This is a genomic window from Pseudomonas sp. B21-041 (assembly GCF_024748675.1).
GTDB lineage: Bacteria > Pseudomonadota > Gammaproteobacteria > Pseudomonadales > Pseudomonadaceae > Aquipseudomonas > Aquipseudomonas neuropathica.
On sequence record NZ_CP087175.1, the window covers coordinates 5,889,532 to 5,901,477 of the forward strand.

At 60.0% G+C, this 11,946-nt stretch carries 12 protein-coding genes; 8 read left to right on the top strand and 4 right to left on the bottom strand.

What is annotated here, in order from left to right:
- Positions 1–56: 56 nt before the first annotated feature.
- From dgcA to LOY43_RS26290, 3 genes are all read right to left on the bottom strand, one after another.
- Positions 57–2,117: a dimethylglycine demethylation protein DgcA gene (gene dgcA / locus LOY43_RS26280; RefSeq protein WP_095050261.1), complete on the bottom strand. Its 2,061-nt coding sequence runs from the start codon at positions 2,115–2,117 to the stop codon at positions 57–59.
- A 15-nt stretch (positions 2,118–2,132) separates the two neighbouring features.
- Positions 2,133–2,663 carry a DUF5943 domain-containing protein gene (locus LOY43_RS26285; protein WP_008083165.1) on the bottom strand — a complete coding sequence of 177 codons (531 nt, stop codon included), beginning with the start codon at positions 2,661–2,663 and terminating at the stop codon, positions 2,133–2,135.
- A 214-nt stretch (positions 2,664–2,877) separates the two neighbouring features.
- Positions 2,878–3,855 (bottom strand): dipeptidase, encoded by a 978-nt coding sequence (locus tag LOY43_RS26290; RefSeq protein WP_007962626.1) that lies wholly within the window; start codon positions 3,853–3,855, stop codon positions 2,878–2,880.
- 234 nt (positions 3,856–4,089) lie between these two features.
- Between LOY43_RS26290 and LOY43_RS26295 the strand changes: the two genes are divergently transcribed.
- Complete coding sequence (locus LOY43_RS26295) at positions 4,090–4,491, top strand: lysozyme inhibitor LprI family protein (protein ID WP_077574880.1); 402 nt, start codon at positions 4,090–4,092, stop codon at positions 4,489–4,491.
- Between the two features lie 47 nt (positions 4,492–4,538).
- Positions 4,539–4,955, top strand: a complete 417-nt coding sequence (locus tag LOY43_RS26300; RefSeq protein ID WP_258708920.1) for a DUF3010 family protein — start codon at positions 4,539–4,541, stop codon at positions 4,953–4,955.
- A gap of 94 nt (positions 4,956–5,049) precedes the next feature.
- Here the strand turns inward: LOY43_RS26300 and LOY43_RS26305 are convergent, their stop codons facing one another.
- Positions 5,050–5,994: a GlxA family transcriptional regulator gene (locus LOY43_RS26305; protein WP_258708921.1), complete on the bottom strand. Its 945-nt coding sequence runs from the start codon at positions 5,992–5,994 to the stop codon at positions 5,050–5,052.
- Positions 5,995–6,201: 207 nt separating this feature from the next.
- On the opposite strand from LOY43_RS26305, the gene LOY43_RS26310 reads away from it, so the two are divergent.
- The 6 genes from LOY43_RS26310 to LOY43_RS26335 all read left to right on the top strand — a co-directional run bounded on the left by LOY43_RS26310 (position 6,202) and on the right by LOY43_RS26335 (position 11,828).
- Positions 6,202–7,146 carry a choline ABC transporter substrate-binding protein gene (locus LOY43_RS26310; protein ID WP_095050254.1) on the top strand — a complete coding sequence of 315 codons (945 nt, stop codon included), beginning with the start codon at positions 6,202–6,204 and terminating at the stop codon, positions 7,144–7,146.
- 120 nt (positions 7,147–7,266) lie between these two features.
- The gene (locus tag LOY43_RS26315) at positions 7,267–8,154 is read left to right on the top strand and encodes a 3-keto-5-aminohexanoate cleavage protein (protein ID WP_016983621.1); all 888 of its coding nucleotides are present in this window, start codon (positions 7,267–7,269) and stop codon (positions 8,152–8,154) included.
- A 158-nt stretch (positions 8,155–8,312) separates the two neighbouring features.
- On the top strand, positions 8,313–9,278 hold the full coding sequence (locus LOY43_RS26320) for an L-carnitine dehydrogenase (RefSeq protein WP_095050253.1): 966 nt from the start codon (positions 8,313–8,315) through the stop codon (positions 9,276–9,278).
- Positions 9,279–9,504: 226 nt separating this feature from the next.
- Positions 9,505–9,981 (top strand): thioesterase family protein, encoded by a 477-nt coding sequence (locus LOY43_RS26325; RefSeq protein ID WP_220557102.1) that lies wholly within the window; start codon positions 9,505–9,507, stop codon positions 9,979–9,981.
- A 23-nt stretch (positions 9,982–10,004) separates the two neighbouring features.
- Positions 10,005–11,168, top strand: a complete 1,164-nt coding sequence (locus tag LOY43_RS26330; RefSeq protein WP_095050251.1) for a gamma-butyrobetaine dioxygenase — start codon at positions 10,005–10,007, stop codon at positions 11,166–11,168.
- A 396-nt stretch (positions 11,169–11,564) separates the two neighbouring features.
- Positions 11,565–11,828: a hypothetical protein gene (locus tag LOY43_RS26335; RefSeq protein ID WP_095050250.1), complete on the top strand. Its 264-nt coding sequence runs from the start codon at positions 11,565–11,567 to the stop codon at positions 11,826–11,828.
- Positions 11,829–11,946: the final 118 nt, after the last annotated feature.

The following is an 11,946-nucleotide window of genomic DNA, read 5'->3' on the forward strand; positions in this document are numbered from 1 at the left end:
GAGCGTCCATTGCGGCATTCCCACGCAGAGCGCGGGAACGATCGGTTCACTAGCCCTTAGAAATCCTTGCAGAGCCGCAGGGCGTCATAGATCGCGGCGTGCGTGTTGCGCTGCGCCACGCAGTCGCCGATGCGGAACAGCAAGTAGCCGTCGCCGGTGGTGCTCAGCGAAGGTTGCGGCTGGATCGCGAACAACGCTTCGACGTCGATCTGGCCCTTGTTGCGCGAACCCTCTTTGAGCGCGTAGTAGATTTCCTCATCCGGACGCACACCGTTTTCCACCACCACCTGATCGACCACCCGCTCCTCTTTCGCGCCGGTGTATTCGTTCTCCAGCACCGCGACCAGTTTGTCGCCTTCGCGGTAGACCTTTTCCAGCATCATGTCGCCGGTCATGATCACTTCTTTCGGGTACATGCTGCGGTAGTAGGTCGGGAACGACGTACCGCCGATGGCCACGCCCGGTTTGATGTCGTCGGTGACAATCTCGACCTGGCTGCCTTTGTCGGCGAGGAAGTCAGCAACCGACATCCCGGTGAACTCGCAAATGGTGTCGTAGACCAGCACGTTCTTGCCCGGCGCGACCTTGCCGTCGAGCACGTCCCAGCTGCTGACCACCAGCCCTTCGGCGGCGCCCCAGTGTTCGTTCTGTTCCAGGTACGGATGCCCGCCGACCGCCAGCACCACCACGTCCGGACGCAAGTCCATGATGGTGTCGGCATCAGCCGCCGTGCCCAGGCGCAGATCGACTTTCAGCCGCGCCAGTTCCAGTTGGAACCAACGGGTAATACCGGCGATCTGGTCACGCTGCGGCGCTTTCGATGCGGTGGTGATCTGTCCGCCGATGAATTCCTTCTTCTCGAACAGGGTCACGTCGTGGCCTCGCTCGGCAGCAACACGTGCCGCTTCCATCCCGGCCGGGCCGGCACCGACGATCACCACTTTGCGCTTCGGCCCGGTGGATTTCTCGATGATGTGCGGCACGCCCATGTATTCACGGGACGTTGCAGCATTCTGGATGCACAGCACGTCGAGGCCTTGATACTGGCGGTCGATGCAATAGTTGGCGCCGACGCACTGTTTGATCTGGTCGATCTGGCCCATCTTGATCTTGGCGATCAGGTGCGGGTCAGCAATGTGCGCACGGGTCATGCCGACCATGTCGACGTAACCGCCTTCAAGGATGCGCGTGGCCTGGTTCGGATCCTTGATGTTCTGTGCGTGCAGCACCGGCACCTTGACCACTTCCTTGATCCCGGCGGCCAGATGCAGGAACGGCTCCGGTGGATAACTCATGTTCGGAATCACGTTGGCCAGGGTGTTGTGAGTGTCACAACCCGAGCCGACAACACCGAGGAAGTCGAGCATGCCGGTGTCGTCGTAGTACTTAGCGATCTGCTTCATGTCCTCGTGGGACAAGCCGTCCGGGTGGAACTCGTCACCGCAGATACGCATGCCCACGCAGAAGTCGTCACCGACCTCGGCGCGCACGGCTTTCAGCACTTCCAGACCGAACTTCATCCGGCCTTCGAAGGTGCCACCCCATTCGTCGGTACGCTTGTTGACGCGCGGGCTCCAGAACTGGTCGATCATGTGCTGGTGCACCGCTGACAGCTCAACGCCGTCGAGACCACCGGCCTTGGCCCGACGCGCCGCCTGGGCATAGTTGCCAATCACCCGCCAGATTTCTTCCGGCTCGATGGTTTTGCAGGTGGCGCGGTGTACCGGTTCACGGATGCCCGAGGGCGACATCAGCGTCGGCCAGTTGAAGCCGTCCCAGCGCGAGCGCCGGCCCATGTGGGTAATCTGAATCATGATCTTGGCGCCATGCTTGTGCATGGCGTCGGCCAGATTCTGGAAATGCGGAATGATGCGGTCGGTGGACAAATTCACCGAGCTCCACCATTCCTGCGGGCTGTCGATGGCGACCACAGAGGAGCCGCCGCAAATCGCCAGGCCGATGCCGCCCTTGGCTTTCTCTTCGTAGTATTTGACGTAGCGGTCGGTGGTCATGCCGCCGTCCGTTGCGTAGACCTCAGCGTGCGCGGTGCTGAGCACGCGGTTGCGGATGGTCAGTTTACCGATCTGGATCGGCTGGAACATTGCTTCGAAAGCCATGGCGGGTTCCTCGACTTACAACGGCTTGACGGTGAACAGGCCGTCGTCGTGGCCTTCTTCGGAGCCACCGTAGACTTGCTCGGCGACGGTGCGAATCTTGCTGCCGCGAGCCTCAAGAATCTGATCCATGGCCCCGGCAAACCAACCGGTAAACATGTAATCGACTTTGCGCCCGACCTTGCCGTAGACGTAGACGAATGCCGAGTGTTCGAGCTTGACGCTGGCAGTGCCTTTGTCGAGGTCGATGTCCTGAATCTTGAACAGGCCCCAGCCGCGCTGCGACAGGCGCTTCATGTAATGCTCGAATACCGCGACGCCTTCCAGGCCGTGGCATTCAGCTTCTTTCTCGCACCAGTGCCAGGCGGACTTGTAGCCGGCCTTGTAGAGGATCTCGGCATAAGCTTCAGCGCCCAAAACCTCTTCGATGCCCATGTGGTTGTTGACGAAGAAGTGACGCGGTACGTACAGCATTGGCAGGGCGTCGGAGGTCCAGACACCGGTCTCGCTGTCGACTTCGATTGGCAATTGCGGGGCGATCTTGGCCATGGAAACTTAACTCCAGAAAAATTCGTGGTTGGTGCCGAGCAAAGCTTTTGCTCTGCTCTTATAAACAAGCCGTATGAATGACTTTGGAGCCGTAGCGAGCACGTCGAGAGCAAGGAAGGACCGGAGCGACAAGCGAGACAGTACGGGACGTACGGCGAGTTTGGCGCGAGGACCTGACGCAGCTATCGGTGAGCGGAGTAGGCTCCAGAGTTATTCATTCGCCCCAGACGTCTTTGAGGACGTTCACCCAGTTTTCGCCCATGATCTTGCGCACGACGCGCTCGGAGTGGCCGCGCTTGAGCAGGGTTTCGGTCAGGTTCGGGAACTCGCCGACGGTGCGGATGCCCAGCGGGTTGATGATCTTGCCGAAGCTGGTCAGACGGCGGGCGTAGCCCTTGTCGTGGGTCAGGTATTCGAAGAAGTCCTGACCATGGCCTTGGGTGAAGTCGGTGCCGATGCCGATGGCGTCTTCGCCGACGATGTTCATGGTGTATTCGATCGCTTCGGCGTAATCGTCAATGGTCGAATCGATGCCTTTGGCGAGGAACGGCGCGAACATGGTCACGCCGACAAAACCGCCGTGATCGGCAATGAACTTCAGTTCTGCATCGGACTTGTTGCGCGGGTGCTCTTTGAGACCCGACGGCAGGCAGTGGGAATAGCAGACCGGTTTTTTCGATTCGAGGATGACTTCTTCGGAAGTCTTGGAACCGACGTGGGACAAGTCGCACATGACGCCAACGCGGTTCATCTCGGCGACGATTTCGCGACCGAAACCCGACAGGCCGCCGTCACGCTCGTAGCAACCGGTGCCGACCAGATTCTGGGTGTTGTAGCACATCTGCACGATGCCGACGCCGAGCTGTTTGAACACCTCGACATAGCCGATCTGGTCTTCAAACGCGTGAGCATTCTGGAAGCCGAAGAGGATGCCGGTCTTGCCTTGTTCCTTGGCGCGACGGATGTCGGCAGTGGTGCGCACTGGCATCACCAGGTCGCTGTTTTCGCGGATCAGCTTCTGGCTGGCAGCGATGTTGTTCACGGTCGCCTGAAAGCCTTCCCACACCGACACAGTGCAGTTGGCCGCCGTCAGACCGCCCTTGCGCATGTCTTCGAACAGCTCGCGGTTCCATTTGGCAATGATCAGACCGTCGATAACGATGCTGTCGGCGTGTAATTCGGCTGGGCTCATCAGGCGTCCCCTTATTGGCGATTCATGCGCCGAATCGTCTGCCGGCGCTTTGGGGCCAGCATATGCCTCGGTGCCGGGGCGACCGGGTGCAAAAACGACAGGGGAATTGCCGAAAGCGTCAATCCGCGACAAAGGGTCGCCAGGCGCCCCGATCAGCTACCTGTTCAAGCCCGCGCGCTTGAGCCAGAATCTCCCGCATCTTGGAAACACCACTGGATTAGAGCGGCGACAACAATGAAATCGATCTTCCTGGCTTTGGCTTTGCTTGCGACCGGCGTACACGCCGCTGAAGAGTCCGACAACAACCCGTGCGACGCCGTCGAAAACGACGTCCAGACCCTGGAATGCTCGACCTACAGCCGCACTACTGCAGAAGACCTGCTCAAGGACAACTACGCCAGCCTCAACGAACGCATGCAGACGGCGTATGGCAAGAACCCGACGCAATTGGCGGACATTACCGCCAAGATCAAGACGGCTCAGCAGCAGTGGTTGAAGACGCGGGACGCGGATTGTGCGGTGGAGGCGTTCCCGGCTACGGCGGGGAGCAAGGCGTTCACGATTGCGCAGAATGATTGCGTGGCGCGGATGAGTGATGAACGGTCGGAGTTTTTGGAGTCTATTGGGCAGGAGTGAGTGTCTGAACTGTAAGCTGCCGTTCTATAGCTAATCTAGGTAATCACATGAAAATCTGCGGTATCGAAATCAAAGGCAGCGAAGCGATCATCGCCGTGGCCGCTCTCGACGGTTCGGCCTTGAGCCACGTTCCCCTTGCCACCAAGAAGATCGCCCTCGAAGACGATGACGAGGCGGCCAACGTGAAGATGTTTGCGGCGCAGGTGGCGTCGTTTGTGCGGGAGAATTCGGTTGACCGGATTGCGATCAAGAAGCGCAGCAAGAAGGGTGAGTTTGCCGGTGGCCCGACGACGTTCAAGATTGAGGGGATTTTGCAGTTGCTGGATGGTTGCGAGGTGACGTTGTTGTCGCCGCAGACGATCAATGCGCAGGCGAAGAAGCATAATTTCGAGCTGCCGGGGACGTTGAACAAGTATCAGCATGAGGCTTATAAAGCGGCGTGTTCGGCGTTGGTGAAGAAGTAACCAACAGCAAGATCAAAAGATCGCAGCCTTCGGCAGCTCCTACATTGGAATGCATTTCCCTGTAGGAGCTGCCGAAGGCTGCGATCTTTTGATTTCAGGCCTGCGCGGTACGGCGGTCCTCGCGGGGGCAGCGGGCGAATTTTGCGCGGTAGCTGCGGGTGAAGTACGACGGTGATTCGAAGCCGCAGGCGATGCTGACTTCAAGCACGCTCATGTCGGTCTGGCGCAGTAGCTGCCGGGCTTTTTCCAGGCGCAGACGCAGGTAGAAGTTGCTCGGTGTATCGTTCAGATGCAGCCGAAACAAACGCTCCAGTTGCCTCCGCGTCACCTTGATCGATTCCGCCAGTTGCAGCGTGGTCAGCGGCGGTTCGCTGTGCTGCTCCATCTCGCCGATCACCTGCACCAGTTTCTTGTTGCTGATGCCGTAACGCGTGGCGACTTCCATGCGCTGGTGATCTTTGCGCGGACGGATGCGCCCTAGCACAAACTGTTCGCTGACCTGAATTGCCAGTTGCGGCCCATGAGCCTGGGCGATCAGATCGAGCATTAAATCAATGGACGCCGTGCCGCCCGCTGAAGTGATGCGCCGCCGGTCAATCTCGAACAGCTCCTGGGTGACGCTGAGCGTTGGATAAGATTCCTTGAAGGCGTCAATGGCTTCCCAGTGCAGGGTCAGGCGATGGCCCTCGAGCAAACCGGCTTCAGCGAGGACAAAACTGCCAGTGTCGATGGCGCCAAGTGTGACGCCTTCGTTATCCAGCCGCCGCAACCAGTGTTCAAGGGTTGGCGTGGCGAACTTCAGCGGTTCAAACCCGGCCACCACCAACAACGTCGCGCCTTTCTTCAGCGGCTCCAGTGCCGCGTCGGCGTTGACCGACATGCCGTTGCTCGCCAGCACCGCCCCGCCGTCGGCGCTGAGCACATGCCAACGATACAGCTCGCCACGAAAGCGGTTGGCCACGCGTAGCGGTTCGATTGCGGAAATAAAGCCAATGGCGGAGAACCCCGGCATCAGCAAAAAGTAGAAGTCCTGGGACATGGGCGCACTCGATTCGCGGGTAACGAGAGGGAGGGGAGCGTGGCTCGTTGATACGCCGATTGTCGTCAGCGTTCAAGCGCACAGGTCGCTACAGTGCAAATGCCAGTCGCCGCAGTGCGCTTTTACGGGGGCATAGCTGCGTAACTTGGCATCACCGGCGCATCAGACGCCGGGAACCACAATAAACCACCTGCCGAGGAACCCGACATGAAACGACTGATCAGCAGCTGTGTTCTTGCACTCAGCGGTACCGCTTTCTTGAGCGCCAGCGTCATGGCGGCCGAACCCGCCTCGTGCCAGAACGTGCGCATGGGCGTGGTCAACTGGACCGACGTGATCGCCACCAGTGCCATGACCCAGGTCCTGCTCGACGGCCTCGGCTACAACACCAAACAAACCAGTGCGTCCCAGCAAATCATCTTCGCCGGGATCCGCGATCAGCGCCTGGACCTGTTCCTCGGTTACTGGAACCCGCTGATGACCCAGACCATCACGCCGTTTGTCGACGCCAATCAGGTCAAAGTCCTCGAAGCGCCAAGCCTGAAAGATGCCCGTGCGACCCTCGCCGTGCCGACTTATCTGGCCGACAAGGGCCTGAAAACCTTCGCCGACATTGCCAAGTTCGAAAAAGAACTGGGCGGCAAGATCTACGGCATCGAGCCAGGCTCGGGCGCCAACACGCAGATCAAAGCGATGATCGCCAAGAACCAGTTCGGCCTCGGCAAATTCCAGCTGGTCGAGTCGAGCGAGGCCGGCATGCTCGCCGCCGTCGACCGCGCCGTGCGCCGCAAAGAGGCCGTGGTGTTCTTCGGCTGGGCGCCGCACCCGATGAACGTCAACGTCAAGATGACTTATCTGACCGGCAGCGACGACGCCCTCGGCCCGAATGAAGGCATGGCCACCGTGTGGACGGTCACAGCGCCGAAATACGCCGAGCAATGCCCGAACATTGGTCGCCTGCTGACCAATCTGACGTTCACCGCCGAGGACGAGAGCCGGATGATGCAGCCGCTGCTCGACCACAAGGACGCCTTCGAGTCGGCCAAGCAATGGCTCAAGGATCACCCGGAAGACAAGCAGCGCTGGCTGGAAGGTGTGACCACGTTCGATGGCAAACCGGCGGCTGAAAACCTGCAGCTGACCAGCAAATAACCCTCTCATTTAAAAGCCCCTCACCCTAGCCCTCTCCCAAGGGGAGAGGGAACCGGACGAAGCTTCGCAGCCCCGAAAAGGGCTGCGGACAGACCCATCACGCCTGAAGGAAACCGCACCATGAACCACGACGTCATCATCACCTGCGCACTCACCGGTGCTGGCGACACGACCGCCAAGAGCCCGCACGTGCCGGTCACCCCGAAACAAATTGCTGCTGCTGCGGTGGAAGCGGCCAAGGCTGGCGCCACCGTCGTGCACTGCCATGTGCGCGATCCGCAGACCGGCAAGTTCAGCCGCGACGTGGCGCTGTACCGCGAAGTGATGGAGCGCATCCGCGAGGCCGACGTCGACATCATCGTCAACCTCACCGCCGGTATGGGCGGCGACCTGGAGATCGGCGCGGGCGAGAACCCGATGGAGTTCGGCCCGAACACCGATCTGGTCGGCCCGCTGACCCGTCTCGCCCACGTTGAAGAGTTGCTGCCGGAAATCTGCACCCTCGATTGCGGCACGCTGAACTTCGGCGATGGCGACACCATTTATGTCTCCACTCCGGCGCAACTGCGTGCCGGCGCCAAGCGTATTACCGAGCTGGGCGTGAAGGCCGAGCTGGAGATTTTCGACACCGGTCACCTGTGGTTCGCCAAGCAGATGATCAAGGAAGGTCTGCTCGATAACCCGTTGTTCCAGCTGTGCCTGGGCATCCCGTGGGGCGCGCCGGCGGATACCACCACGATGAAAGCCATGGTCGACAACCTGCCCGCCGATGCGGTGTGGGCCGGGTTTGGCATTGGCCGTATGCAGATGCCAATGGCAGCGCAAGCGGTGCTGTTGGGCGGCAACGTGCGGGTCGGGCTGGAAGACAACCTGTGGCTGGACAAGGGCGTGCTGGCGACCAACGGCCAACTGGTCGAACGCGCCACCGAAATCCTCAGCCGCCTCGGCGCCCGGGTGCTGACCCCGGCCGAGGGCCGCAAGAAAATGGGCCTGACCCAGCGCGGTTAACCCTCAGCTCAAAAAATGGGGCTCTAACTGCCCCCCAAATTTCACCTGTAGGAGCTGCCGAAGGCTGCGATCTTTTGATTTTGTTTCTCAAGATCAAGATCAAAAGATCGCAGCCTTCGGCAGCTCCTACAGGGATTACCTTCCACGGGAAAATTCCTATGAGCTTTATCACCGAAATCAAAACCTTCGCCGCGCTGGGCAGCGGTGTCATCGGCAGTGGCTGGGTCGCGCGCGCCCTCGCCCATGGCCTCGACGTGGTGGCCTGGGACCCGGCACCGGGCGCCGAAGCGGCACTTCGCAAACGCGTAGCCAATGCCTGGGGCGCACTGGAGAAAAACGGTCTGGCACCGGGTGCTTCGCAGGATCGTCTGCGCTTTGTCGCGACCATCGAGGAGTGCGTACGCGATGCCGACTTCATTCAGGAAAGCGCCCCGGAACGCCTGGAACTGAAACTCGAGCTGCACAGCAAAATCAGCGCCGCGGCCAAGCCTAATGCGTTGATCGGTTCGAGTACCTCGGGCCTGCTGCCAAGTGAGTTCTACGAGAGCTCAACGCACCCCGAACGCTGCGTGGTCGGCCACCCGTTCAACCCGGTTTATCTGCTGCCGCTGGTCGAAGTCGTGGGTGGCAAGAACACCGCGCCCGAGGCCGTTCAGGCAGCGATGAAAGTCTACGAATCCCTCGGCATGCGTCCGCTGCACGTGCGCAAAGAAGTGCCCGGTTTCATCGCCGACCGCTTGCTTGAAGCGCTGTGGCGTGAGGCGCTGCACCTGGTCAACGATGGTGTCGCGACCACTGGCGAGATCGATGATGCGATTCGCTTTGGCGCCGGCCTGCGCTGGTCGTTCATGGGTACGTTCCTGACTTATACCTTGGCCGGGGGTGATGCCGGCATGCGCCACTTCATGTCGCAATTCGGCCCGGCGTTGCAGTTGCCGTGGACGTATCTGCCAGCGCCGGAACTGACTGACAAGTTGATTGATGATGTGGTTGATGGCACCAGTGATCAGCTTGGTCGTCACAGCATTTCGGCGCTGGAGCGCTATCGTGATGATTGCTTGCTGGCGGTGCTTGAGGCGGTGAAGACCACAAAGGAAAAGCATGGGATGGCGTTCAGCGAGTGATATGTCTGCCGTGACATTGCAGTCCCTCACCCTAGCCCTCTCCCGGAGGTAGAGGGGACTGACCGTGTTGATTGTTCGAGTTACGCCGACTTGCACCACCGAGCCGAACTCAAGTTTTGAATAGCATAAAGATCGGCTCCCTTTCCCCCCGCCCCCTTGGGGGAGAGGGCTGGGGTGAGGGGGTAGCTCTTGATCCTAACGACCCGCCCACTGCCGGAACCCAATCATGCCCACTCTCACCACCTACCAAACCACAATCATCCCCGACTGGGTCGACTACAACGGCCACCTGCGCGACGCCTTCTACCTGCTGATTTTCAGCTACGCCACCGACGCCCTGATGGACCGCCTCGGCATGGACAGCAACAACCGCGAAGCCAGTGGCAACTCGCTGTTCACCCTCGAACTGCACCTCAATTATCTGCACGAAGTGAAACTCGATACCGAGGTGGAAGTACGCACGCAAATCATCGCCCACGACAGCAAACGCCTGCACCTCTATCACAGCCTGCACAAGGTCGGTGACGAGCAGGAACTGGCCGGCAACGAACAAATGCTCTTGCACGTCGACCTCGCCGGCCCGCGTTCGGCAACGTTCAGCGCGGACACCCTGAGCCGCCTGCAAAGCATCGTCGCCGAGCAGAAAGACTTGCCCGCTCCCGCTTACATCGGCCGCGTTATCGCACTGCCACCCGCCAGGTAATCCATCGATCACAAGGAGCCGCCATGAACACCGCTGCCGCTGTTGCCGATTTCCGTACTTATCCGTTGATCAGCGCGCTCGGTGGCGTGCAGACCCTGGCGGATCGCGTTGCCATCGCATGGGCTGACGGTCGCATCAGCCCGTTTCACCACGTCTGGTTGCGGGATAACTGCCCGTGCCCGCAGTGCGTCTACAACGTTACCCGCGAGCAGGTGTTCGAGATTGTCGATGCCGCTGAAGACCTCAAGCCTGCCGCCGCCCATATCGATACCGACGGCTGCCTGCGCATCGACTGGCAGGACGGTCACCTCAGCCGTTTCGATCCCGGCTGGCTGCGCGCTCATGCCTACGACGATGATTCCCGCGCCGAACGTCTGGCTGGCAAACCCAAGCCTTATCTGTGGCGCAGCGACTCGCAGCTGCCGGTGTTCGAATACGCGGCACTGATGAACGACAACGCCGCCCTGCTGCAATGGCTGCTTGCCGTACGCGACATCGGCCTGACGCAAGTGCGCGGCGTGCCTACCGAGCCCGGTTCACTGAAGCTCATCGCGCAACGCATTTCCTTCATTCGCGAGAGCAACTTCGGTGTGCTGTTCAACGTGCAATCCAAAGCCGATGCCGACAGCAATGCCTACACCGCTTTCAACCTGCCGTTGCACACCGATCTACCGACCCGCGAGCTGCAACCGGGGCTGCAATTTCTGCATTGTCTGGTGAATGACGCCGAGGGTGGCGAGAGCATTTTTGTCGATGGTTTTGCGATTGCCGATGCGTTGCGCAGTGAAGACCCGGAGGCGTTTCAGGCGCTGTGTGAAATCCCCGTGGAGTTTCGCAACAAGGATCGCCATAGCGACTATCGCTGCCTGGCGCCGATCATTGCTTTGGACGCCTTGGGACGTGTGGCGGAAATTCGCATGGCGAACTTTTTGCGCGGAGCGTTCGATACGTCGGTAGAGCAGATGCCACGGTTGTATCGGGCTTATCGACGCTTTATCGCGATGACACGCGAGCCACGGTTTCGGCTGATGCAGCGGCTTAATTCCGGTGAGCTGTGGTGCTTCGATAATCGCCGTACGTTGCACGCGCGTAATGCCTTCGATCCGGCGACCGGGGCGCGGCATTTTCAGGGCTGCTATATCGACCGGGATGAGTTGTTGTCGCGGATCCTCGTGTTGCAAAGATAGACCGCGTCATCGTTCATCGCGGGCAAGCCCGCTCCCACAGGGTTCGGCGGCGTTTCACAAATATGCGACCAGACTCAAAACTTGTGGGAGCTGGCTTGCCAGCGATGACGTCGGCAGGAACAACAAATTTCTAACTGATTCACAGACAAAAAAAGCCCCGATACCAGCCGTGACTGGATCGGGGCTCAAGCTACTGTTGAGGAGCTGCCAAGCGAGGGTGACCAAACCTTCGTGTTGCAAGCTGAGTTCAGTGTGCCCACTCCCTTGAGCGGCGAGTTAGCCGAAAACGACCTGTTCATAGCCGTCGCAGCCACTGCGACAAAACGCCCTTGCCGTGCCCCGACGTGGCTACCAGAATCGAGCCACGACCTCCGTTACCGAAGAAGGATGCGCGTCATGATGTATGCCGATTTGATCGATCAGGAAGATTTGTTGGGCCAGCTCAAGGCGTTGGGTATTCAAGTGCCCAGTGGCACTACTGCCGATAAGGCTTGCGAGTGCGCGGTGCGCGGTCTGGATAATGTTCGCGCGTTTGAACTGCGCAAAATGGTCAAGGACATGTACACCAGCGGCGCCAGTATCCAGCCGGCGGTGCGCCAGGCGATCGACAAACAATTACTGCCGGCATTGGCGGACTATCAGCAAAGCCATAGCGCCTGACGTTGCTCACCTGATCGTTCCCACGCTCTGCGTGGGAATGCCTCAACGGACGCTCCGCGTTCGGCCTTTTGGGACGCAGAGCGTCCCGGGCTGCGTTCCCACGCAGAGCGTGGGAACG

Bases quoted from the DNA above. Each gene is read 5' to 3' on its own strand.
- LOY43_RS26330 (WP_095050251.1), top strand. From the start codon at position 10,005: ATGAACACCGCTGCCGCTGTTGCCGATTTCCGTACTTATCCGTTGATC.
- LOY43_RS26295 (WP_077574880.1), top strand. From the start codon at position 4,090: ATGAAATCGATCTTCCTGGCTTTGGCTTTGCTTGCGACCGGCGTACAC.
- LOY43_RS26325 (WP_220557102.1), top strand. From the start codon at position 9,505: ATGCCCACTCTCACCACCTACCAAACCACAATCATCCCCGACTGGGTC.
- LOY43_RS26305 (WP_258708921.1), bottom strand. From the start codon at position 5,994: ATGTCCCAGGACTTCTACTTTTTGCTGATGCCGGGGTTCTCCGCCATT.
- LOY43_RS26300 (WP_258708920.1), top strand. From the start codon at position 4,539: ATGAAAATCTGCGGTATCGAAATCAAAGGCAGCGAAGCGATCATCGCC.
- LOY43_RS26320 (WP_095050253.1), top strand. From the start codon at position 8,313: ATGAGCTTTATCACCGAAATCAAAACCTTCGCCGCGCTGGGCAGCGGT.
- LOY43_RS26335 (WP_095050250.1), top strand. From the start codon at position 11,565: ATGATGTATGCCGATTTGATCGATCAGGAAGATTTGTTGGGCCAGCTC.
- LOY43_RS26290 (WP_007962626.1), bottom strand. From the start codon at position 3,855: ATGAGCCCAGCCGAATTACACGCCGACAGCATCGTTATCGACGGTCTG.
- LOY43_RS26315 (WP_016983621.1), top strand. From the start codon at position 7,267: ATGAACCACGACGTCATCATCACCTGCGCACTCACCGGTGCTGGCGAC.
- LOY43_RS26285 (WP_008083165.1), bottom strand. From the start codon at position 2,663: ATGGCCAAGATCGCCCCGCAATTGCCAATCGAAGTCGACAGCGAGACC.
- dgcA (WP_095050261.1), bottom strand. From the start codon at position 2,117: ATGGCTTTCGAAGCAATGTTCCAGCCGATCCAGATCGGTAAACTGACC.
- LOY43_RS26310 (WP_095050254.1), top strand. From the start codon at position 6,202: ATGAAACGACTGATCAGCAGCTGTGTTCTTGCACTCAGCGGTACCGCT.